The 20,638-nt window shown below is 70.3% G+C and carries 21 protein-coding genes; 15 read left to right on the forward strand and 6 right to left on the reverse strand.

Annotated elements, in window-relative coordinates:
• Positions 1–22: 22 nt before the first annotated feature.
• The 4 genes from K1T34_RS22945 to K1T34_RS22960 all read left to right on the forward strand — a co-directional run bounded on the left by K1T34_RS22945 (position 23) and on the right by K1T34_RS22960 (position 2,758).
• Positions 23–223 (forward strand): hypothetical protein, encoded by a 201-nt coding sequence (locus tag K1T34_RS22945; protein WP_220246255.1) that lies wholly within the window; start codon positions 23–25, stop codon positions 221–223.
• 5 nt (positions 224–228) lie between these two features.
• The gene (upp, locus tag K1T34_RS22950) at positions 229–852 is read left to right on the forward strand and encodes a uracil phosphoribosyltransferase (protein WP_220246256.1); all 624 of its coding nucleotides are present in this window, start codon (positions 229–231) and stop codon (positions 850–852) included.
• A 113-nt stretch (positions 853–965) separates the two neighbouring features.
• The gene (locus K1T34_RS22955) at positions 966–1,505 is read left to right on the forward strand and encodes an RNA polymerase sigma factor (protein WP_255638654.1); all 540 of its coding nucleotides are present in this window, start codon (positions 966–968) and stop codon (positions 1,503–1,505) included.
• The gene (locus K1T34_RS22960; protein ID WP_220246257.1) at positions 1,502–2,758 is read left to right on the forward strand and encodes a hypothetical protein; all 1,257 of its coding nucleotides are present in this window, start codon (positions 1,502–1,504) and stop codon (positions 2,756–2,758) included. The genes K1T34_RS22955 and K1T34_RS22960 overlap by 4 nt, the downstream gene beginning before the upstream one ends.
• 31 nt (positions 2,759–2,789) lie before the next feature.
• Here the strand turns inward: K1T34_RS22960 and K1T34_RS22965 are convergent, their stop codons facing one another.
• Positions 2,790–3,395 carry a TetR/AcrR family transcriptional regulator gene (locus tag K1T34_RS22965; protein WP_220246258.1) on the reverse strand — a complete coding sequence of 202 codons (606 nt, stop codon included), beginning with the start codon at positions 3,393–3,395 and terminating at the stop codon, positions 2,790–2,792.
• 203 nt (positions 3,396–3,598) lie between these two features.
• Here K1T34_RS22965 and K1T34_RS22970 point away from each other — a divergent pair, with 203 nt between their 5' ends.
• The 9 genes from K1T34_RS22970 to K1T34_RS23010 all read left to right on the forward strand — a co-directional run bounded on the left by K1T34_RS22970 (position 3,599) and on the right by K1T34_RS23010 (position 13,380).
• A complete protein-coding gene (locus K1T34_RS22970; protein WP_220246259.1) occupies positions 3,599–4,000 on the forward strand; it encodes a MerR family transcriptional regulator in 402 nt (133 codons plus the stop codon).
• Complete coding sequence (locus K1T34_RS22975; protein WP_220246260.1) at positions 3,997–4,977, forward strand: aldo/keto reductase; 981 nt, start codon at positions 3,997–3,999, stop codon at positions 4,975–4,977. Before K1T34_RS22970 ends, K1T34_RS22975 begins: the two co-directional genes overlap by 4 nt.
• Positions 4,978–5,042: 65 nt before the next feature.
• Entirely contained in the window at positions 5,043–6,044 is a 1,002-nt protein-coding gene (locus tag K1T34_RS22980; RefSeq protein ID WP_220246261.1) for an aldo/keto reductase, read from the forward strand.
• Positions 6,045–6,201: 157 nt separating this feature from the next.
• The gene (locus K1T34_RS22985; protein ID WP_220246262.1) at positions 6,202–7,758 is read left to right on the forward strand and encodes an NAD(P)-binding domain-containing protein; all 1,557 of its coding nucleotides are present in this window, start codon (positions 6,202–6,204) and stop codon (positions 7,756–7,758) included.
• 3 nt (positions 7,759–7,761) lie between these two features.
• The gene (locus K1T34_RS22990; protein WP_220246263.1) at positions 7,762–8,805 is read left to right on the forward strand and encodes an alpha-hydroxy acid oxidase; all 1,044 of its coding nucleotides are present in this window, start codon (positions 7,762–7,764) and stop codon (positions 8,803–8,805) included.
• 5 nt (positions 8,806–8,810) lie between these two features.
• Positions 8,811–10,184 carry a cytochrome P450 gene (locus tag K1T34_RS22995; protein ID WP_370643833.1) on the forward strand — a complete coding sequence of 458 codons (1,374 nt, stop codon included), beginning with the start codon at positions 8,811–8,813 and terminating at the stop codon, positions 10,182–10,184.
• Positions 10,184–11,464, forward strand: a complete 1,281-nt coding sequence (locus K1T34_RS23000; protein ID WP_220246265.1) for a cation:proton antiporter — start codon at positions 10,184–10,186, stop codon at positions 11,462–11,464. The genes K1T34_RS22995 and K1T34_RS23000 overlap by 1 nt, the downstream gene beginning before the upstream one ends.
• A gap of 87 nt (positions 11,465–11,551) precedes the next feature.
• The gene (locus K1T34_RS23005; protein WP_220246266.1) at positions 11,552–12,199 is read left to right on the forward strand and encodes a response regulator transcription factor; all 648 of its coding nucleotides are present in this window, start codon (positions 11,552–11,554) and stop codon (positions 12,197–12,199) included.
• A 2-nt stretch (positions 12,200–12,201) separates the two neighbouring features.
• Positions 12,202–13,380 carry a cell wall metabolism sensor histidine kinase WalK gene (locus tag K1T34_RS23010; RefSeq protein WP_220246267.1) on the forward strand — a complete coding sequence of 393 codons (1,179 nt, stop codon included), beginning with the start codon at positions 12,202–12,204 and terminating at the stop codon, positions 13,378–13,380.
• Between the two features lie 92 nt (positions 13,381–13,472).
• Here K1T34_RS23010 and K1T34_RS23015 read toward each other — a convergent pair whose 3' ends face one another.
• Entirely contained in the window at positions 13,473–14,309 is an 837-nt protein-coding gene (locus tag K1T34_RS23015; RefSeq protein ID WP_220246268.1) for a class I SAM-dependent methyltransferase, read from the reverse strand.
• A gap of 157 nt (positions 14,310–14,466) precedes the next feature.
• On the opposite strand from K1T34_RS23015, the gene K1T34_RS23020 reads away from it, so the two are divergent.
• Together K1T34_RS23020 and hisS are read left to right on the forward strand one after the other, a co-directional pair.
• Complete coding sequence (locus tag K1T34_RS23020) at positions 14,467–14,850, forward strand: hypothetical protein (protein ID WP_220246269.1); 384 nt, start codon at positions 14,467–14,469, stop codon at positions 14,848–14,850.
• Positions 14,851–14,880: 30 nt separating this feature from the next.
• Entirely contained in the window at positions 14,881–16,176 is a 1,296-nt protein-coding gene (gene hisS / locus K1T34_RS23025) for a histidine--tRNA ligase (protein ID WP_220246270.1), read from the forward strand.
• A 113-nt stretch (positions 16,177–16,289) separates the two neighbouring features.
• Here hisS and K1T34_RS23030 read toward each other — a convergent pair whose 3' ends face one another.
• From K1T34_RS23030 to K1T34_RS23045, 4 genes are all read right to left on the reverse strand, one after another.
• A complete protein-coding gene (locus K1T34_RS23030; RefSeq protein ID WP_255638656.1) occupies positions 16,290–17,084 on the reverse strand; it encodes an alpha/beta fold hydrolase in 795 nt (264 codons plus the stop codon).
• Positions 17,081–18,754 carry an FAD-binding dehydrogenase gene (locus tag K1T34_RS23035; RefSeq protein ID WP_220246271.1) on the reverse strand — a complete coding sequence of 558 codons (1,674 nt, stop codon included), beginning with the start codon at positions 18,752–18,754 and terminating at the stop codon, positions 17,081–17,083. The genes K1T34_RS23030 and K1T34_RS23035 overlap by 4 nt, the downstream gene beginning before the upstream one ends.
• Positions 18,751–19,371, reverse strand: a complete 621-nt coding sequence (locus tag K1T34_RS23040) for a TetR/AcrR family transcriptional regulator (RefSeq protein ID WP_220246272.1) — start codon at positions 19,369–19,371, stop codon at positions 18,751–18,753. Before K1T34_RS23040 ends, K1T34_RS23035 begins: the two co-directional genes overlap by 4 nt.
• A gap of 117 nt (positions 19,372–19,488) precedes the next feature.
• On the reverse strand, positions 19,489–20,637 hold the full coding sequence (locus tag K1T34_RS23045) for an amidohydrolase family protein (protein ID WP_220246273.1): 1,149 nt from the start codon (positions 20,635–20,637) through the stop codon (positions 19,489–19,491).
• Position 20,638 lies beyond the last annotated feature (1 nt).

The following is a 20,638-nucleotide window of genomic DNA, read 5'->3' on the forward strand; positions in this document are numbered from 1 at the left end:
GTTCTCGCGGAGGAGGAAACCCATGCGCCAGTCTTGGAAGATCAGTGGATCGTACGCCAACTGGAGGATGATTGTCTGCATCGAGCCGCCGGATGATGCGAACGTGGCGGATGTGCCGGCGTGGCCGTTCGACAAGCTGGCGCCCGTGGTGGGGCATTTTTTCGAGGCGGTGAACTACTACGAGATGAGCCGAGACGCGGACGACACTCGGCAGCTAAGTTAGGCGGCATGGATGTGCACGTCGTCGATCACCCGTTGGCCAAGGCCCGCCTGTCCACGATGCGTGACGCGCGGACGGACAGCGCGGCGTTCCGGGCCGCGCTGCACGAGCTGACTGTGATGCTCGTGTACGAAGCCACCCGCGACGTGCCGGTGCGCACCGAGCGGATCCACACGCCCGTCGCGCGCACGGAGGCCTACCGGCTGGCCAGCCCGCCGCTGCTGGTCCCCGTGCTGCGCGCCGGCCTTGGCATGGCCGACGAGGCGCACAAGATGATCCCCGACGCGCAGATGGGGTTCGTCGGGCTCGCGCGCGACGAGGAGACCCTCAAGCCGACGCCCTACCTGGAATCGCTGCCGGAGTCGCTGGCCGACCGGCCCGTGATGGTGCTCGACCCGATGCTCGCGACGGGCGGGTCGATGGAGTACACCATCCGGCTGCTGACGGACCGGGGTGCGACGGACGTGACCGCTATTTGCGCCCTGGCCGCGCCCGAAGGTCTGGCGCACCTGGAGAAGACCGGCCTGCCGGTGCGCGTGGTCACCGCGAGCATCGACGAGCGGCTCAACGACTCCGGCTTCATCGTCCCCGGGCTCGGCGACGCGGGAGACCGCCAGTACGGCGCGGTCTGAACCAAGCCGTCTAACCAAGCGGTCTGATCAAGCGGTCTGAACCACCAGCGCAACACTCACAACACTTCGGAGGTTCCCGGCCACTTCCCGGTGTGACCATCCAAGGGGCAACCGTGGACGCCGAGCTCTTCGGGCGCGCGGCAGGCGGGGACGAGAGGGCGTTCGGCGAGCTGTTCGAACGCCACGCGCAGGCGGTGTGGAACCACGCCTACCGGCTGACCGGGTCGTGGGCGGTGGCCGAGGACCTGACGTCGAACACGTTCCTGATCGCTTGGCGCAAGCGCGCCGAGCTGAAGCTGATCAGGGACAGCGCGCTGCCGTGGCTGTACACCGTCGCGGGCAATCTTGCCCGCACGGAACACCGCGGCGCGCGCCGGCGGCTGCGGCTGCTGAGCCGGATCCCGGAACCGCAGGTGGTTTCGGATCACGCCGAAGCCGTCGCGGCCCAGCTCGACGGCGAGGAACGCCTGAAGGCGATCCTCGACGCCGTCGCCGGATTGTCCAAGGCGCAGCGCCAGGTCGTGGAGCTGTGCCTGCTGGGCGACGTGCCGACCGCCGACGCGGCGGCGCTGCTCGAAGTAGCGGAGGTCACCGTCCGCTCGCACCTGTCCCGGGCGCGAGCCCATTTGCGTGCCCTTCTGGAGGACAAATGATCGACAACCTCCCCCCGCGCCGTGAACTGCCGCCCGAGGTACGCGACCGCATGCGGCTCCGGATCCGCGCCGGGCTCGCCGACGAGAGCCGGCCCTCGCGCCGCCGTCCGATGTGGCTCGCCGCGGCGGCCGTGGTGGTGCTCGCCGCCGGTGCGGTGTTCGCGACCGGCGTAGTGCGCGACGGCGCGAACGGACCGGTGACGCCCGCGGCGCCGAATGCGGGGAGTGACGCCGCGCAGGCGGTGCTCGACCGTTGCTGGAACGCGGCGAAGCCCTACAGCTCCGCCATCACCGATCCGCGGGGCTGGAACATCGAGTTGATCGCCGGCCACGGCGCCGCCATCGTGATCGCCGCGACGATCGGGGACAAGCCGGTGTTCTGCGAGGTGACGGCGACGTCGGTGACCGTCTCGGACCCGGGGGCGAAGCCGGTGCTGGTGCCCGGCACGAATACGAAGGTGCTCCTGCGCACGGCCGACGGCCTGGTCGCGGGGTTGGCGGACCCGTCATGGCAGAGCGTGCAGGCAGTTGCGCCGGGGTCGAACCCGCTGCTCGGCGGCCCTCCTGTCTCGACGGTTTCGGCGAGGTCCCACCAGTTCGCGGTGTTCACCGACTCTGCGCCGACCGTGCCGGTCGCCCTCGGACCGGTGCTGCCCCTCAGGCCGGTGGACGCGTCCGCTGTCGTGCCGGTGGCCCCGGCGCCGTTGGTGACGACGGTCGATCTCCCGGCACCGGCGGAGCGGACGTCGGAAGCGGGCAAGTTCCTCGGCGAGTGCCTGGCCGGGTCCCAGCGGCAGGTGCCGGACCGCGACGCCTACGTGGCGGGCGCCTACCTCAGCTGGAACAACCGCAGGTTCGTTGTCGCGCGGCTGGGGCAGCACGTGATCACCTGCTCAGCGCGCCCCTATCCGGGGAGGGCGGGGGACACTTACTACGCGGTCGACCCGGCCGGCGGGCAGGGTGAGCTGAGGCCGCTCTCGGGTTTCGGGGTGCTCAGCTCGGTGCTGGCCCCGGTGAAGGAAACGGGTGAGCCCGAGCGACAGGTGTTCGCCGGCGGTGTACCGCCGAACGTGACGCGGGTTTCGGTCACCTACCCGGGCCGGCAGCCGCAGGACGCGGTGCTGTCGCACGGCACCTTCGCGCTTTGGCACACCGACGCCGACAACTACCCGGACACGGACCCGGGGTCGAAGGTGAAGGCCTACGACGCCGCGGGCAACGTGGTGATCGAAGCCCAGCTCAAGCTGACCTGACGGTGGCGGTGACCATCGCCCGCCGTGGCGCTTACGCCGGGTTCGGTCCCTTGAGCCAGCCGGAAGCGTTGGCGCGCAAGGCTTCCTCGTACGCACCGCTCACGCTGAACTCCGGCGGCAGGTTCCCCGACAGCTCCAGCGACACCAGCCCGTGCACGAGTCCCCACGAGCTGACGATGATCACCTCGGGCGCCACGTCTGCGAACTGCCCCGACGCGATTCCGCGCCGGATGGTGTCCTCGAGTGGCTCGAGGGTGGTGCGGGCGAGGCGGTCGGCCTCGGCGTTGGGCTCGAAGCCGGGCACGGAGCGCGTGAACATGATCGCGTACAGGTGCGGATCGGCCTGCGCGCTGGCGCGGTAGGCGACGCCGAGGCGCACCAGATCCGCGACGGCGTCGTCGGTCCGCTCCACGGCGTTCAGTCGCTCGCCGAAGCGGCGGAAGCCCTCGACGTACAGCGCGTTGACCAGGTCCGGCTTACTGCCGAACAGTGAGTACACGGCCGTGGTCGACGTCCCGGCGTCGGCGGCCAGCTTGCGCAGGGACAGGGCCTTCGGGCCGTCGGCGGAGATCAGCTCGCCGGCCCGGTCCAGCAGCTTCAGCCGGAGGGCTTCGTCGTGCGTACGGGGACGGGGCACGCGCTCAGGGTAACGCAACGGTGTTACGGTACGCGACCGTCAGTCGGGTGATGTGGTCGGTCCAGGGTGTTGAGGGCTGGGCGTGAGTGGGCGGGCCGGCGCGCATTTCACGGGGGTTGACCGGCTGACCTGCGCAATCCGGGCATCACCCCACCCGATCGGGATTTGACCTGGAGCGCACTCCAGGTCGTACTGTCGAGCGTATGAGCTACTCGATAGCGGAAGCCGCACGACGTAGCGGCCTGTCGATCGACACCCTTCGGTACTACGAGCGGATCAAGCTCCTGGACCCGCCGGCCCGCGACGCGGCGGGGCGACGCGCGTATTCGGACGACGATCTGAACTGGCTCGGGTTCCTCACCAAGCTGCGGCTCACCGGCATGCCCATCAAGAGCATGCGCGAGTACGCGTCACTGCGGCGCCACGGCGTCGCGAGCGCCGGGCGCCGCAAGGCGATCCTCGTGGAGCAGCGCCAGTCGGTAGCCGACCGGATCGCCGAGCTCCAGGGGTGCCTGGACATTCTGGATTACAAGATCAGTAACTACGACCAGGTGGAACGCAAGGTCCTCGGCCACGTGTCCGCCATGGAGGAGATCTCCGCGTGATCGCTACGAGGAAACTCGGTGAGCTGGAAGTAAGCGCCCAGGGACTGGGCTGCATGGGAATGAGCCAGGCCTACGGCGTGCGCGACGACGACAGCGAGTCGATCGCCACCGTGCACCGCGCGCTGGAGCTGGGTGTGACGCTGCTGGACACGGCCAACGTGTACGGGGCGGGGGAGAACGAGAAGCTGGTCGGCCGCGCGATCGCGGACCGGCGCGACCAGGTGGTGCTGGCCACCAAGTTCGGCATCGTGTGGAAGGACGGCGGCATGAGCGCGCGCGGCGACGCCGCGTACGTGAAGCAGTGCTGCGACGAGTCGCTGCAGCGCCTGGGTGTCGACCACATCGACCTCTACTACCAGCACCGTGTGGACCCGGACACGCCCGTCGAGGAGACGTGGGGCGCGCTGGCCGAGCTCGTGGCTGCCGGAAAGATCCGCTACGCCGGGATTTCCGAGGCGAACGCCGACACGATCCGGCGCGCCCACGCGGTGCACCCGGTCACGGCGCTGCAGAGCGAGTGGTCGCTGTGGACGCGCGGCATCGAGGACGAGATCCTCGCGACCTGCCGTGAGCTGGGCATCGGCGTGGTGCCGTTCTCGCCGCTCGGCCGCGGTTTCCTGACCGGCGCTGTGACGTCGGTGAAGGACCTGCCCGAGGACGACATGCGCCGCGGGATGCCGCGCTTCGCCGACGGCAACTTCGAGCAGAACATGGCCATTGTGGACGCTTTGCGCGCACTGGCCGAGGCGAAGGGCGTGACCGCGGGGCAGCTCGCGCTCGCGTGGGTGCAGGCCCAAGGCGACGACGTGGTGCCGATTCCGGGCACGAAGCGGCGCAAGTACCTCGAAGAGAACGTCGCCGCGGCTCAGCTGCAACTGTCCGAAGAGGACATCGCGGCGATCGAGCAGGCGGCTCCGGCCGGCGCCGTGGCCGGGGCGCGCTACCCCGAGCGGCTCGCGCGCGCGGCCGGCAAGTAAATCCTTTCCGTGAAGGGCCCCTGGGACTCCCGGGGCCCTTCACAGACCGAACTCCAGGAGAAAACATGGCTGGGTCGACGCTGCCTGCCCGCCGCCTCGGCACGCTCGAAGTGAGCGCGCAGGGCCTCGGCTGCATGGGGATGAGCGAGTTCTACGGAGAGGGTGACGACACCGAGTCGATCGCCACCATCCACCGCGCGCTGGAGCTTGGCGTGACGCTGCTCGACACCGCCGACATGTACGGCATGGGGGCCAACGAAGAGCTCGTCGGCCGCGCGATCGCCGACCGGCGCGAGAAGGTCGTGCTGGCCACGAAGTTCGGCTTCGTGCGCGACCGCGAGGACCCGAGCAAGCGCGGGGTGCGCGGCGACGCGGAGTACGTGCGCGAGGCCGTGGAGAACTCGTTGCGGCGCTTGGGCATCGATCACATCGACCTCTACTACCAGCACCGCGTGGACCCAGACGTCCCCATCGAGGAGACGGTCGGGGCCATGGCCGAGCTGGTGCGGCAGGGCAAGGTGCGCCACCTGGGCCTGTCCGAGGCCGGCGCCGAGACGATCCGCCGCGCCCACGCCGTGCACCCGATCTCTGCCGTGCAGACGGAGTGGTCGCTGTGGTCGCGCGACATCGAGGACGCCGTGGTGCCGGCGTGCCGGGAGCTCGGCATCGGCCTCGTGCCGTACTCGCCGCTGGGCCGTGGGTTCCTGACCGGCAAGTTCACCTCGGCCGCCGACTTCGGTGAGGACGACTTCCGCCGCCAGACGCAGCCGCGATTCGCCGAGGGCAACCTCGAGAAGAACCTCGCGATGGTCGAGGCGCTGCGTGCGCTGGCCGAGCGGAAGGGCGTGACCGCGGGGCAGCTCGCGCTCGCCTGGGTGCAGGCCCAAGGCGACGACGTGGTCCCGATCCCGGGGACGAAGCGGCGCAAGTACCTCGACGAGAACGTCGGCGCCGTCGCGCTCGAACTGTCCGAAGAGGACATCCGAGCGATCGAGACGGCCGTGCCCGCCGCCGAAGTGGCCGGCAAGCGTTACTCCGAGACGGCGATGAAGCTCCTGTCACGCTGAGCCACCTGACCGTGAAGGGCACCTTGAGGGACGCTGGTTCCCCCGAGGTGCCCTTCACGGATTTTCGCCCACCCGCTGATCGGGATCTCTGAGCCTTTTCTGAGATCTCGGGTTCAGGCTGTCGGCCGTCAGGCGAAGATCGAGGCTGGAGGCCGGTGTGGTGGACGACGTTCTGGACTATCTGGTGGTCGGCGCGGGGCCCGCGGGCCTGCAGCTCGGCCGGCAGCTCGAACAGGCGGGTCACCGCTACCTCTTGCTCGAAGCCGGCCCCACGCCGGCCACGTTCTTCACGAGGTTCCCGCGCCACCGCACGCTGATCTCGGTGAACAAGAAGCACACGGGCTGGACCGACCCGGAGCTCAACCTGCGCGTCGACTGGAATTCACTCCTCGACGACGGTCCCGACCCCCTGTTGTTCACCGACTACAGCGCCGAGCTCTTCCCGCCGGCCGAGACGTTCGTGCGCTACACCGCCGACTACGCGGCGAAGCACAAGATCGCCATCCGCTACGGCACCCGGGTGACGCGGATCAGCCGTGACAAGGAAAGCGCTCTCTTCACGATCACCGACGGCGACGGAGTCGCGTTCACCACCAAGCGCCTGATCATGGCGACCGGTGTGACGAAGCCGTACATCCCCGACGTTCCGGGCATGGAGCTCGTGGACCAGTACGCAGACTTCGACACCGACCCCGCGCAGTTCACCAACAAGCGCGTGCTCATCCTCGGCAAGGCCAACTCGGCCTTCGAGACCGCCGACAGCATCAACGCGTACGCGGCCGTGCTGCACGTGGCCGGTCCGCGCCCGGTGAAGCTCGCCTGGCGCACGCACTTCGTCGGCCACCTGCGCGCGTTCAACGCCGGCGTGCTCGACATGTACCAGCTCAAGCTGCAGCACGCGATCCTCGACGGCGACGTGCGGGAGATCCGCAAGGACGAAGACGGCTACCACGTGAAGTTCGCCTTCGCCCGCGCCGACGAGGTCGTGAAGGAGATCCGCTACGACCGCGTGATCGCCGCCACCGGCTTCCGCTTCGACGCCTCGATGTTCGACGAGGACTGCCGCCCCGAGCTCACGATCAACGACCGCTTCCCGGCGCAGACGTCGTCGTGGGAGTCGGTGAACGTGCCCGGCCTGTACTTCGCCGGCACGATCACGCAGGCCCGCGACTTCAAGAAGGCCACCAGCGGGTTCATCCACGGCTTCCGCTACGGCGTGCGCGCGCTGTCGAAGGTGCTCGAAGAGCGCTACCACGACAACGAGTGGCCGCAGACCGTGCTCAAGGCCGAGACCGGCGAGCTGGTCGACGCCGTGCTCAAGCGGATCAACCGGACCTCCGGGCTGTTCCAGCAGTTCGGTTTCCTCTCCGACATCCTCATCGTCGAGGGCGGCCAGGCCCGCTACCTCGAAGAGATGCCGGTGGCCCGCTTCGCCGACTCTCCGCTCAACGGCGCCGAAAACGCCTTCCTCATCACGCTCGACTACGGCCCGGACCACGACAAGGTCGACCCGTTCGACTTCACCGTGAAGCGCGCGAGCCAGGACGTCGCCAACGACAACGGCGAGGGCCACTACCTGCACCCGATCGTCCGCCACTACCGGCGCGGCGAGCTCGTGGCGACCCACCACGTGACGGAGAACCTCGAGAACGAGTGGGACCGCCCCGTGCACGTGGACGCGCTCACGAAGTTCTTCACCGACCAGCTGGCCTGACCCGTGCGCACGATCGCGGAACTCGAAGCCGCGGCGCGCGAGCGGCTCGACCCGGCGCACTACGACTTCTACGCGGGTGCCGCCGGCGACGAGCTGACGCTGCGGGCCAACGAAGAGGCGTTCTCCCGGCGTGTGCTCGTGCCCCGCGTACTGCGGGGCGCGGCCAAGCGCGACCTCTCGACCGAGCTGGTCGGCTCGCCGCTGTCGATGCCGGTGCTGGTGTCGCCGACGGCGTTCCACCGGTTGGCGGACCCCGACGGCGAACTGGCGACGGCGAAGGCGGTCGCGAAAGCCGGCACGGTGCTGGTGGTGAGCATGGCCGCGACCACGGCCGTGGAGGACATCGCCGACGCCGCGCGCCAGGCCGCGGCCGACCCGGCGCTGTGGTTCCAGCTGTACTTGCAGCCGGACCTGGAGTTCACGGAGTCCGTGGTGCGCCGGGCCGAACGCGCGGGCGTGCGGGCGTTCGTGGTCACGGTCGACTCGCCGGTGTTCGGCCGGCGGGAACGCGACCACCGCAACGGCTTCCACGACCTGCCGCCCGGGCTGGTTGTGGAGAACCTGCGCGACGGCTCGGGCCGTGTGCGCGACATCGAGATGTCGGCCGAGTTCACGTGGGAGCACGTGGCGTGGCTCAAGCGCACGACGGCGCTTCCCGTGCTGCTCAAGGGAGTGCTGCACCCGGACGACGCCCGCCTCGCGGTCGGGGCCGGCGTCGACGGGCTCGTGGTGTCGAACCACGGCGGCCGTCAGCTCGACACCGCCGTGTCTACTGTGGACGCTTTGCCCGCGCTGGCCGAGGCCGTGGCGGGCGCGATCCCGCTCGTGCTCGACGGCGGCGTGCGGCGGGGCACCGACGTGGTGAAGGCGCTCGCGCTGGGCGCCACCGCCGTCGGCGTCGGCCGGCCCGTGGTGTGGGGCCTCGCCGCGGCGGGTGAGGAAGGGGTGACGGAAGTGCTGGAACGCCTCCGGGAAGAGACCGACCACACGCTCGCGCTGTGCGGGGCCGCCGCGCTCGGCGACCTGACCGCGGACCTCGTCCGATGAGGCGGCTGCTCACGGCCGCGCTGGCGGCTGGGCTCGTCGGTTCGCTGCCGAAGTGGCTGCCCGGCCGCGTGGTCGCGTTGCGGGTGAAGATCTTCGCGCTGGTCAACGGAGACGAAGGCCTGCCGATCCCCGGTCACCGCGTCGGGGTCAAGGACTTCCGCCGCGTGTACGCCGACCCGGCGGCCAACGGGCGCAGCAAGGGCGCGGCGCTGTCGGATCTGTTCTGGTACTGGCTCGCGCCCGGCCCGGAGGTCCACCAGGAGCACCTGGAGGCCGGGCCGCGCTACGACGAGGTCGCCAAGACCACGCGCCACATCCTCGTGAAGACGCGCGCGGAGTCCGAAGAGCTCACGCGCCGCGTGGCCGAGCACGTGCTCGACGGCCTGGAAGTCGGCGACGGCCGGCTGATCCGGCTGCGCGACGAGATGATGCCGATCTGGGCCGAGCTGTACTACGAGCTCGTGTTCGGCGAACCGTGCCCGCCCGAGGCGCGCGACCTCATCGTGGGCCACGCCGACGACGTCGTGTCGGCGCTGAAGTGCGTGCGGCCCCGCAACATGCGCCGCCGCGCGAAGCTCACGAAGTACCTGCGGCGTCGCCTCGGCGACATCCCGCACGCGCTGCCGACCCGGCTCACGCGCGACGAGCAGGTGTTCTACCTGCAGGGCACGTTCTTCAATACCGCCGTGGTGCAGATGTCGGAGGCGATGGCGCACCTGCTGATGATCATCGCGCAGCACCCGGACGTGCAGCGGCGGCTGGCGGCCGATCCGGACGACGACGAGTACCTCGACCGCGTGATCGACGAGGGCCTGCGCACCTACCCGCTCTTCGGCATCGCCCACCGCATCACCACCGGCGACATCGAGCTCGACGACACGACGATCGACGCCGGCACCGTGCTCCTGTTCAGCTACCCGGACTTCCACCACGCGGGCTTCGAGCGGCCCGACGAGTTCGACCCGTCCCGCTGGGAGCCGCCGGTCGGTTGCCCGGCGCACGCAGCAGGTTCCAGCAAAGCGCCCGCCAAGAAGGACGTGAACTTCCTGCCCTTCGGCGTCGCGCAGAACCGCGCGTGCCCGGCCCGCGGGCTGGCGCCGATCACGATGCGCGTGGTGACGCGGGAGTTCCTGCGCCGCTACTCCGTCGTGTCGAGCGCGGCCCACACGCGCTCGATCCCCAACCGCGGCCCGGTGTTCCTCACCCCGCGCGGCTCGGCGCGCTCGACCCGCGGCCCGCTGGCGTACCTCGCCGTGCGCGATCGCTGGGAAGACGTGTGGCGCAGCCTCGCCCAGCTCGTGTTCGGCACCTACATGGTGCTCGACGCGCGGCAGAAGCGTTTGTGCGTGAACTACTTCGCGAACCACGGAGGCGAATGATGACCGCGTCAGAGGCGGCTCCCGCGTTTTTCCTCGCGGCGGTGGTGATCCTGGTGGTGGTGCGGCTCGTGACCATGCTCGCCGTGAAGCTCGGGCAGCCGCCCGTCGTCGGCGAGATGGTGTCGGGGGTGCTGCTCGGGCCGTCGCTGCTCGGGCTCCTGCTGCCGGGCGTCCAGTCGTACCTGTTCCCCGACACCGTGCGCACGCTCGTGTACCTGGGCGGGCAGATCGGGCTCGTGCTCTACATGTTCGGCGCGGGCTACGAGTTCCGCACCAAAACGGTGCGGGAGTCCTCGAAGCTGGTGGCCGCCGTGTCGAGCGCCGGGACCGGGATTCCGCTCGTGCTGGGGATCGGCGTCGCCGTGGTGGGCACGGGCTGGGTCGGCATCACCAAGCCGGGCGTGTCGCCTGTGGTGTCGGCGGCGTTCGTCGGGGTCGCGATCGCGATCACGGCGTTCCCGATGCTCGCGCGGATCATCACCGAACGCGGCCTGACGAAAACGCGCTTCGGCTCGCTCGCGCTGGCGTGCGGCGCGGTCGACGACGTGCTCGCGTGGATCCTGCTGGCGGTGGTCGTCGGCATGCACGCGGGCTCGGCCGGGCCGATCGCGCTGGCGCTGGGCGGCGGCGTGGTGTTCGCGCTGTTGGTGTGGATCGTGGCGCGGCGGGTGTTCTCGAAGATGTTCGCCAGCCCGCGGATGTCGGTGGACCAGCGGCTGCTCGTCACCGCGATGATCCTGTTCGCCGCCGCGTGGTTCACCGACACCATCGGGCTGTACGCGGTGTTCGGCGCCTTCGTCACCGGCATCGCGTTCCCGCGCGGCGAAGCGGCCGACGCCGTGGTCTCGAAGCTGCTGCCGGTGGGCAACGTCGTGTTCCTGCCGCTGTTCTTCACCTACTCCGGCCTGAACACGCGGTTCGCGCTGCTGGCCGACCCGAACCTGCTGCTGTTCGCCCTGCTGTGCGTGGTGGTGGCGATCGTCGGGAAGCTCGGGGCGTCGTGGGGCGCGGCGCGGCTGGCGGGGGAGCCGCAGCCGGTCGCGTTGCGGATCGGCGTGCTCGTGAACGCGCGGGGGCTGATGCAGCTGATCGCGCTGAACGTGGGACTGCAGGCGGGGATCGTGTCGCCGGCGCTGTTCACAGTGCTGGTGCTCGTGGCCCTGGTGACCACGATCATGACCGCCCCGCTGCTGAGCTGGATCGACCGGCGGGATCGGAAGAAGTACTCGTCCGATCAGCTGCCGGAGTTCCTCCTTTCGGCCCAACCAGCGGGTAAATGATCGATTCCCTACGAAAGTTGAGGGTTCAATCGGCGCGCTGACTGCGAGTATGAACACGTGCACGAAGAGGCAGGAAGCGCAGCCCGAGTGCTCCTCGTGGAGGACGATCGTGAACTGGCCGGAATGCTGTCCGAGCTGCTCACCGACGAGGGCTACGAGGTCGAGCTCGCCCACGACGGGCAGCGCGGCCTGCACCGCGGCCTCACCGGCCACCACGACGTGATCATCCTCGACCGGCGGCTGCCGGTGATGGACGGGCTGGAGGTGCTCGCCGGGCTGCGGCGCCGGGCCGTGACCGCGCGCGTGCTGGTGCTTTCGGCGCTGGGCGAGCTGGCCGACCGCGTCCACGGTCTCGACGCGGGCGCCGACGACTACCTGGTGAAACCGTTCGAGACCGACGAGCTGCTGGCCCGGCTGCGCGCGTTGTGCCGGCGGGACCTCGACGGTGCCGAGTGCCTGCCGCTCGGCACCGCGGCGCTCGACCTGCTGCGCCACGAGGTCGTGCTGCCCCGCGGGGAGCGTGTGACGTTGTCGGGGCGCGAGTTCGAGCTGCTGCGCACGCTCGCGCAGCGGCCGAAGGCCATCCACCCGCGGGAGGCGCTGCGCACCCACGTGTTCGCCGACTCGACGGGGGAATCCATTGTGGACACCTACGTGTACTACCTGAGGCGCAAGCTGGGTCGCGAGGTGGTGAAGACCGTCCACGGCCTGGGTTACCAGATCGGGGCCATGTGACGGTGATCGTCGATCCCGACACGCGGGCGCTGCGGCGCGCGCGGCGGACGATCGCGAGCCAGATCGCCGTGGTGATCACGCTGGTCGTGCTCGCCGCCGGCGCCATCGCGTACTGGGTGCTGGTGCACGGCCAGGGCGAGGAGGTCGACCGGCAGATCGACTACACGCTGGCCCAGGGCCTGTCGGCGACGCCGCCGGGCTGCGTGTTCCTGGTGACGCCGGCCGGGCACGTGCCCGCCGCGTTGCCGTTCGTGCCGCCGCCCGCGCCCACCGTGCCGCCCGGCGGTTCCGTGACCACGGAACAGGAACTGGCCGGCTCGACGTTCACGGTCCGCGCCGTCGACCACGGCGGCCAGGTGTGGCAGGTCTTCGTCGACCAGCGCTACCAGGCCGCCGACCGGCAGCAGCTGCTGATGGGCCTGGTGATCGCGGAACTGGTGGTACTGCTGGTTTCCGTCTTCAGCGGCTTCGTCCTGGCCGCGCGCGCGATCCGGCCGCTGGGCGAGGCGTTGCGGCGCCAGCGCACCTTCGTCGCCGACGCGTCGCACGAGCTGCGCGCGCCGCTCACCCGCCTGCACACGCGCGCGCAGCTGCTGGCGCGGCGGGCACGGGTGTCGCCGGTGCCCTCGGACGACCTGGACCTGCTGGTCTCCGGCACACGCGAGCTGGGTGAAGTCGTGGAGGACCTGCTGCTGTCGACGCAGGCGTGCAACGAGCGGCCATTGCTGGAGCCGGTGGAGCTCGGTCTGCTGGCCGAGCAGGCGGTGGAGGCCGAAGCCGTGCGCGCGGGGGACCGGCGCGTGCGGATCGAGGTGCGCCGTTCGCCGGGACTGCTCGACGTGGTGCCGGGCGTGCCGGCGGCGTTGCGGCGGGTGCTGTCGGCTTTGCTGGACAACGCGATCGGCCACACCCCGCCCGGCGGGTCGATCGAGGTGACGCTGGAGAACCCGGACGACCGGCACGTCGAGATCCGCGTCGCCGACACCGGAGTCGGCTTCGCGCAACGGGATGCGGAGCGGCTGTTCGAGCGGTTCGCCCACGGCGGCCAGGGTGAGGGCCGCCGGTTCGGGCTCGGTTTGGCGCTGGTGCACGAAGTCGTGACGGGCCACGGCGGAACCATCGCCGCGGCGGGGGTTCCGGGCGTCGGGGCGACGTTCACGCTGAGGTTCACGAGGGCCTGAGCGCCAGCGGCCGGCGCCCCGGAACCCGGCTGCTCCGCCTCCCACCTCACGCCCGGCAACTGCGATCGATCTCGTTCCCGAGCCGTCCGCGACTACGCGCCACCACCCACCAGCCGAGTAGCAGCAACGTTGATCCCCATCGCCCACGGCACCAAGCCATCCACCGCGAGCGGTTCGACCTCCGCCAGGAACCTCTCCCGCAACTCGGCCACCTCATCCTTCGGCACCACGGACAACTCGTAGAACGTCTCCGCGTTGTCCTGCCATACCGCCAGCGGGGTACTGCGGTGCCGGATGGTGATCCGCTCCCACGTCACCGGCGCGAACCCCACCGGCCCGAGGATCTCGTCGAGACCCTCCCTGGTCCGACTGCGCTGATCACCGAACCTCGGCAACAACCCTTGCCCGCGAGCAGCCCGAAAGAGCGGCAGGGCGAGCGACCGGAACACCTCGAGGGCAGCACTTTCCTCGGCACCACCGCTTCCCACCGCGATCGCGAACCGCCCACCGGGCATCAGCACTCGCGCCGCTTCCGCCGCAACTTGATCCGGCTCGCTCATCAGCATGAACGCCATGTGCGACACCACCGCATCGAACGACTCGTCTTCCCAGGGCAGCTCCTGTGCCCGACCGACGCGAAGATCCGCGTGCTGCAGCTCCGGCCGCCGGCGTGCGAACGCGAGCTCGTTCACCGAAAGATCGATCCCCGCCAACCGCTGCGCTCCGTGATCGGCGAACACGGACAGCAGCTCCCCGTCCGCGCACCCGAGGTCGAGCACCCGATCGGCGTCTCCGACGCGGTCGGCGAACGCCTCATACGCCGTGCGGCCGTCCGGAGTCAGGACTTCGCGAATGCTCACCGACTGCTTGCCAGGGTCACGGTCGTGAAAGGTCCGGAGGAACTGCTCGACGGAAGGCCGTGAAGTCATCGGTCGACCCTATTCGCCGGGACGACGACCGAATCTCACCGCCGCGCCGCCGCCGACGTCGAACGGGCGCGCCGGTGGGCGTTGCGAAAGGCGTAGCGTGACAGTGTTTTAAAACGGTGTTATGGTTACTTCCAGAACGCTCTGGGAGGAGAAAGCCATGCACGGACCGGTCCAGCTGTTCACCGTCATCGCCCTCGTGTCGCTGCCCACGGTGATGTACGGCGGCTACGCGCTGATGGGGCTGCTCAAGCGCGGGGTGCTCAACGACCAGCAGAAGAGTTTCTTCCGCGCCGGCCACGCGCACGCCGGGGTGCTGCTCGTGCTCGCGGTGGTGGCGTTGCAGGTGCTCGACCGCAGCGGGCTGTCGGATTCGCTGCGGTGGGTGGCGTGCTTCCTGCTGCTGTTCGGCGTGCTGGCGCAGTCGGGCGGGTTCTTCCTGGCGATGCTGCGCACGCGGGTCGGCATGTCGATCACCACCGCCGGAGCCGTGCTGCTCGGCGCGGCCATGCTCATCACGGCGTACGGGGTGGCCTTCCTTTAACGGCTGGGCACGGTCGTTAAGCTTGATGACGTGCCTGAATACCTGTCGACCGCGCCTGTCAAGGGGACCCGAGACTTCGTCCCCGCCGAAATGTCCGTTCGCACGCAGGTGTTCGGCCATCTCTACGACGTCCTGGAGCGCTACGGCTTCCTCCGCTACGACGCTCCCGTGCTGGAGCCCGCCGAGATCTACGAGCGGAAGTCGGGCCAGGAGATCGCCGACCAGCAGCTCTACACACTGACGACGAAGGGCGGCGAGCGCCTCGCGCTGCGCCCGGAGATGACGCCGTCGGTGGCCCGGATGATCGCCGGCAACGCGAAGTCGCTGTCGTTCCCCGTGCGCTGGTACAGCCACCCGAACTGCTTCCGCTACGAGCGCCCGCAGCGTGGCCGCGTGCGGGAGCACTGGCAGATCAACGCGGACATCTTCGGTTCCGAGAGCGCGAACTGCGAGATCGAGATGTTCGAGCTGATCCACGACCTCATGGAGTCGGTGGGTGCGTCTTCGGACATGTTCGCCGTGCGCGTGAACGACCGGAACCTGCTGACGTCGGCGCTCATCGACGTGGTGGGCGTCTCCGCGGAGCACCTGCCGGCCGTGTTCGGCTTGGTGGACCGCTGGGAGAAGACGTCGGCGGAGGAGCACGCTTCGTCCGCCGAGGAGATCGGACTCACGGACAAGCAGTTCGAGAAGCTCACCGAGGCCCTCGGCTCCGGTGCCGCGCTGCTCGACGAGCTGCCCGCGGAGGTCAAGGAGCAGTCGAACCTGGTGCGCGTGCTGTCCAGCTCGGCCGCGAGCCTGGTGAAGTTCGAGCCGATGATCGTACGCGGGCTGGCCTACTACACGTCCACCGTGTTCGAGGTCTTCGACACCTCGCCGAAGAACCGCCGCGCCCTCTTCGGCGGCGGCCGCTACGCCGACCTCGCCTCGCTCTTCACCAAGGAACGCATCCCGGGCATCGGCTTCGGCATGGGCGACGTCACGCTCATGGACTTCCTCGACACCCACGGCCTCACGCCCGCCCCGCGCACCGAGGTGGACGTCATGGTCATCCCGGTCACCGAGGAACTCGCCGACGCCGCTCGCCAGGTCGCGACCTCCCTGCGCCGCGCCGGCCTCCGCACGTCGACCCCGATCGAGCACCGCAAGCTCGGCAAGGAGCTCACCCGCGCCGACAAGGCCGGCGCCGCGGCCGTGGTGATCGTAGGCCAGGAGGACTGGGACGGTGGGAACGTGACCGTCCGGAGCCTGGCCACGCGGGAACAGCAGCAGGTCGCGCTGGCCGACGTCGCCGCGACCGTGGGTGGGCTGGTTACGCCGGCTTGAGTTTTTCCTTGTAGATCACCGAAAACAGCCCCGCCCGGCGAAAGCCCGGCGGGGCTGTTTTCGTGTCTCCCTCGCAGCCGCTGCAGCGGTCCCGCCCCCTCGGCGGGGCCGGGTCAGGGCTGGAGGGAGAAGGAGGCGACCAGCGAGGCGACTTCGGCCGGCTGGTCGACGAACGGGGTGTGGCCGGAATCAAGGAAGGTGACGTCGGCGCCGGCGGTGTGGTAGCGGGTGGCGGCGGAAGTGTGGTCGTAGAGGCGGTCGCGGCGGCCGAGGATCGCGAGGGTGGGCAGGCCGAGCGCGGAGATCTGCGCGTCGAGCGGGTTGGTGGCCAGGAGGCGGCGCCGTTCGGTGAGGACGGCGTGGGCCATGGCCGGGCTGGTGGCGGAGAAGTCGGCGTGGGCCTGGCGCAGCGGGGTAGGGCGCAACACGAAACCGACAGGGGCCGACGAAGCCAAACGGTGCAGCAAGCGGCCGGCGAACGGCGCCGCGAGCAAACCGTTGCCCGGCGGGAAAGTGGCGTGGCTGTAGTCCGGCGCCTGTCCGATGAGGACGGTCCGGGTCACGGCCCCCGAAAGCGAAGCCAGCGCCAGCACCACGTCGGCGCCGAAGGAGTGACCGACGGCCGTCACGTGGCCGGCGCCGATCAGCTTCAGGGCGCCGGCCAGGGTCGTGGCCTGGGAGACGGCGTCGAGGCCCGTGTGGCCGCCCGTGCAGCCGTGGCCGCGCAGATCGGGACGCAGCACGCGGAAGCGGTCGGCCAGCAGGGGCGCCAGGCGGTCGAAGGAGTGCAGCGAGCCGCTGAAGCCGTGCACGAGCAGCACGGCCGGCGCGTCGGCGGGGCCGTCTTCGCGCAGGTGCATTGCGACCCCGTCGACGTCGAGGACGGTGCCGGTCGTTCGCCGCGTCACTTCACCGCCCGGGCCATGGTGCGCCCGGCGGCGCGGCCGGAGAAGATGCAGCCGCCGAGGAACGTACCCTCCAGCGCGTTGTAGCCGTGCACGCCACCGCCGCCGAAGCCCGCGACCTCGCCCGCCGCGTACAGCCCGGTCAGCGGCGTGCCGTCGGCCCGCAGCACGCGCGAGTCCAGGTCCGTCTGCACGCCGCCCAAAGTCTTGCGCGTGAGGATGTTCAGCCGCACGGCGATCAACGGCCCGTGCGCCGGGTCGAGGATCCGGTGCGGCTTCGCCACGCGCGCCACGCGGTCGCCGACGAACTTGCGCGCGTTGGCCACCGCCATCAGCTGCAGGTCCTTCGAGTACCGGTTCCCGACCTCGAGGTCACGAGCCACGATCTGGCGCTCCAGCAAGGAAACGTCCAGGGCCGGCCCGCGAGCGATCTTGTTCATCCCGTCGACGAGCGTCGCCAGATCGTCGGCCACCACGAAGTCGACGCCGTGGCGCTTGAACGCGTCCACCGGCCCCGGCGCGCCCTTCGCGGCGCGGCTGAGCAACGTCTGCTTCAGGTCTTTCCCCGTGATGTCCGGGTTCTGCTCGGAGCCCGACAGCATGAACTCCTTCTCGAGGATCGACTGCGTGAGCACGAACCACGAGTAGTCGTAACCGGTCGACAGCACGGCCTTCAGCGTCCGCAGCGTGTCGAACCCCGGGAAGTTCGGCGCGGGCAGCCGCACCCCGTTGGCGTCGAACCACATCGACGACGGCCCGGGGATGATCCGGATCGCGTGATCCGGCCAGATCGGGTCCCAGTTGTGGATGCCCTCCACGTAGTGCCACATGCGGTCCCGGTTCACCACGCGCGCGCCCGCGGCCTCGCTGATGCCGATCATGCGACCGTCCACATGGGCCGGAACGCCGGGGATCATCGTCGCCGGCGCCGGGCCCAGCCGGTCGACGGGCCAGTTCTGCCGCACCAGTTCGTGGTTGTGGCCGATGCCGCCGGAGCTCACCAGCACCGCCGGCGCCGACAGCTCGAACTCACCGGCGGCGACCCGCGAAGACTTCTTGCCCCGCGGCAGATCACTCGGCTCCAGCACGGTCCCGCGCACACCCGTGACCACGCCGTCGGTCTCCACCAGCTCGTCGACCTGGTGCCGGAACGCGAAGCGCACCTGGCCGCGCTGCTCCGCCGCCAGCACCGGCTCGGCGAACACCCGCACCACCTCGGGCCCGGTGCCCCACGTCAGGTGGAACCGCGGCACGGAGTTGCCGTGCCCGCCCGCCTTGCCGCCGCCGCGCTCGGCCCAGCCGACCAGCGGCGTCACGCGCAGGCCCAGCTCGTGCAGGTAGTCGCGCTTCTCGTACGTGGCGAAGCGGACGTACGCCTCGGCCCACTTGCGCGCCCACAGGTCCTCGTCCTCGCGGTCGAAGCCGGCCGAGTCGAGCCAGTCGCGCAACGCCAGCTCGTAGGAGTCCTTGATCCCCAGCCGGCGCTGCTCGGGGCTGTTCACGAACAGCAGCCCGCCGAGAGACCAGAACGCCTGGCCGCCCAGGTTCGCGCGGTTCTCCTGGTCCAGCACGAGCACGCGGCGCCCGGCCTTCACCAGCTCGTGGGTCGCGACCAGCCCGGCCAGGCCGGCGCCGACCACGATCGCGTCCGCTTCGAAGGCGTCCAACCTCATGTCTCCTCGGTGTAGGCCGTGATCACCTGTACGCACAGGTCACGGCGCCGCTGCCACACGAGCGGGTTGTCGGGGTCCATCAGGCATTGCGCGCTGGTGCCGTCGTGCATCGCGACGAGCGCCTGGCCCAGCGCCACGGGATCGGGGATCGAGCGGCCGGCCCGCGCGAGCAGCTCGACCATCAGCGGCATCAGCGCTTCGGCGATGGCTTCCTCGCGCGCGGTCATCACGCGCCGCAGGCTGGGGTTGCGCAGGGCGTGGGCGGTGAACTCGGCGCTCACGCGGAACCACGCGTCGTCCACGGGGATCGCGGGCAGCACGCGCTCGACGACCGCCCGCACGTCGGGCAGATCGACCGGCGTGAACGCGTCGAACGCCGCGCGCACGGCCGCGATCATCGCCGCCGACCGCCCTTCCCACATGGCCAGGAACAGCTCGTCGAGCGAGGCGAAGTTCGAGTAGAACGCACCGCGTGTGTAGCCCGCGCGCTCGCAGATCTGCTCCACTGTGGACCGTCCGAAGCCCTCTTCGGCGAACACCGGGAGAGCGGCTTCGAGCAGGCGCCGGCGGGTCTCCGCGCGACGGCGCGGCACGCGGTCCGCCGTCGGTTCGATCATCAGGCCTCCCGCTTTCGATACGCCAGCGTACTCAATGCACCGACGTATCGAAAGGGAGCGTGAGCAAGGTCAAGATCGACCCTGTTCAGTAACTAAGTACTTCAGTAAGCGCGCAGCTCAGGAAGCCGCGACGCCCCGCGCCATGACCAGCAGTGGCTTGCCCAGCGCCGCCAGTTCGGCCAGCGGGTCACCGTCGACCACCAGCAGGTCGGCCGCCAGCCCGGGCTCCAGCCGACCTGTGACCGAGCCCAGGCCGAGGCCCGCTGCGCTGTCCTCGGTGGCGATCTCGAGGATCCGCCGCCGCGAGAAGCCGAGCCATTCGTACAGCTCGAGCGCGCCCACGGGGTCGTCGAACGTCGAGCCGGGCAGGCCCGCGTCGGTGCCCGAGAGCAGGCGCACACCGTGTTCCTCCAGCCACGGCAGCCGCCCGTAGACGCGGCGTGCGAGGTCCTCGCCCATGCGCTCGACCATCATCCGCCAGTTGCGGCTGCTCGTGGAGCACGCCGAGACGCCGCCCTTGGCCATGCGGCGCGCGACCTCCGGGCGCAGGTCGGTCTGCTGCGGGCCGGTCATGAACGTGCAGTGCTCGATCGTCGAGACGCCGGCCTCGACGCAGTCGGCGATCGCGTCGGCGCCGTGGGCGTGCGCGGCGACCGGCAGTCCGCGCCGCGCGGCCTGCGAGACGACCACGCCGAGCTGCCGCGCGTCGAACTGCGACTCCCACATCTCCGCGCCACCAGGCGTGATCTGGCCGCCGCCCGCCATCACCTTGATCACGTCGGCGCCCGCGGCCGCGTTGGCGTCGATCCGCGCGCGGATCTCGGCGTCGGAGGAGACCACGCCGCCGAAGAAGTGGCAGTGTCCATCCGGGACGGTCAGCGGCGGCCCGGCCGCGAGCACCCGCGGTCCGCCGGCCGGCTTCACCACGGTGCGGCCGCCGAGGTCGCGTACGGTGGTGACGCCGCTGCGCAGCAGTTGCCCGAGCCGTTCCTCCGCACCGTTCGCGACATCGGTGTCATCACTGGCCAGGAAGTTCGGCAGCATCTCGCGCGTGGCGTCGAAACACAGGTGCACGTGGGAGTTGAACAGTCCCGCCAGCACGGTCGCGTCCGGGAAATCGCGCACCACGGGGTCGACGGCCGCCGCGGCCACCTCGTCGGGCCGTCCGACTGCGACAATCTCGCCGTCGCGCACCAGCACGGCGCCGCCGTCGATCGGGGTCGAGGGCCGGGGCAGCACCCGGGCCGCCGTGATCAGGGTGTCCACG

The organism is Amycolatopsis sp. DSM 110486 (assembly GCF_019468465.1).
In the GTDB taxonomy this organism is placed as follows: Bacteria; Actinomycetota; Actinomycetes; order Mycobacteriales; family Pseudonocardiaceae; genus Amycolatopsis.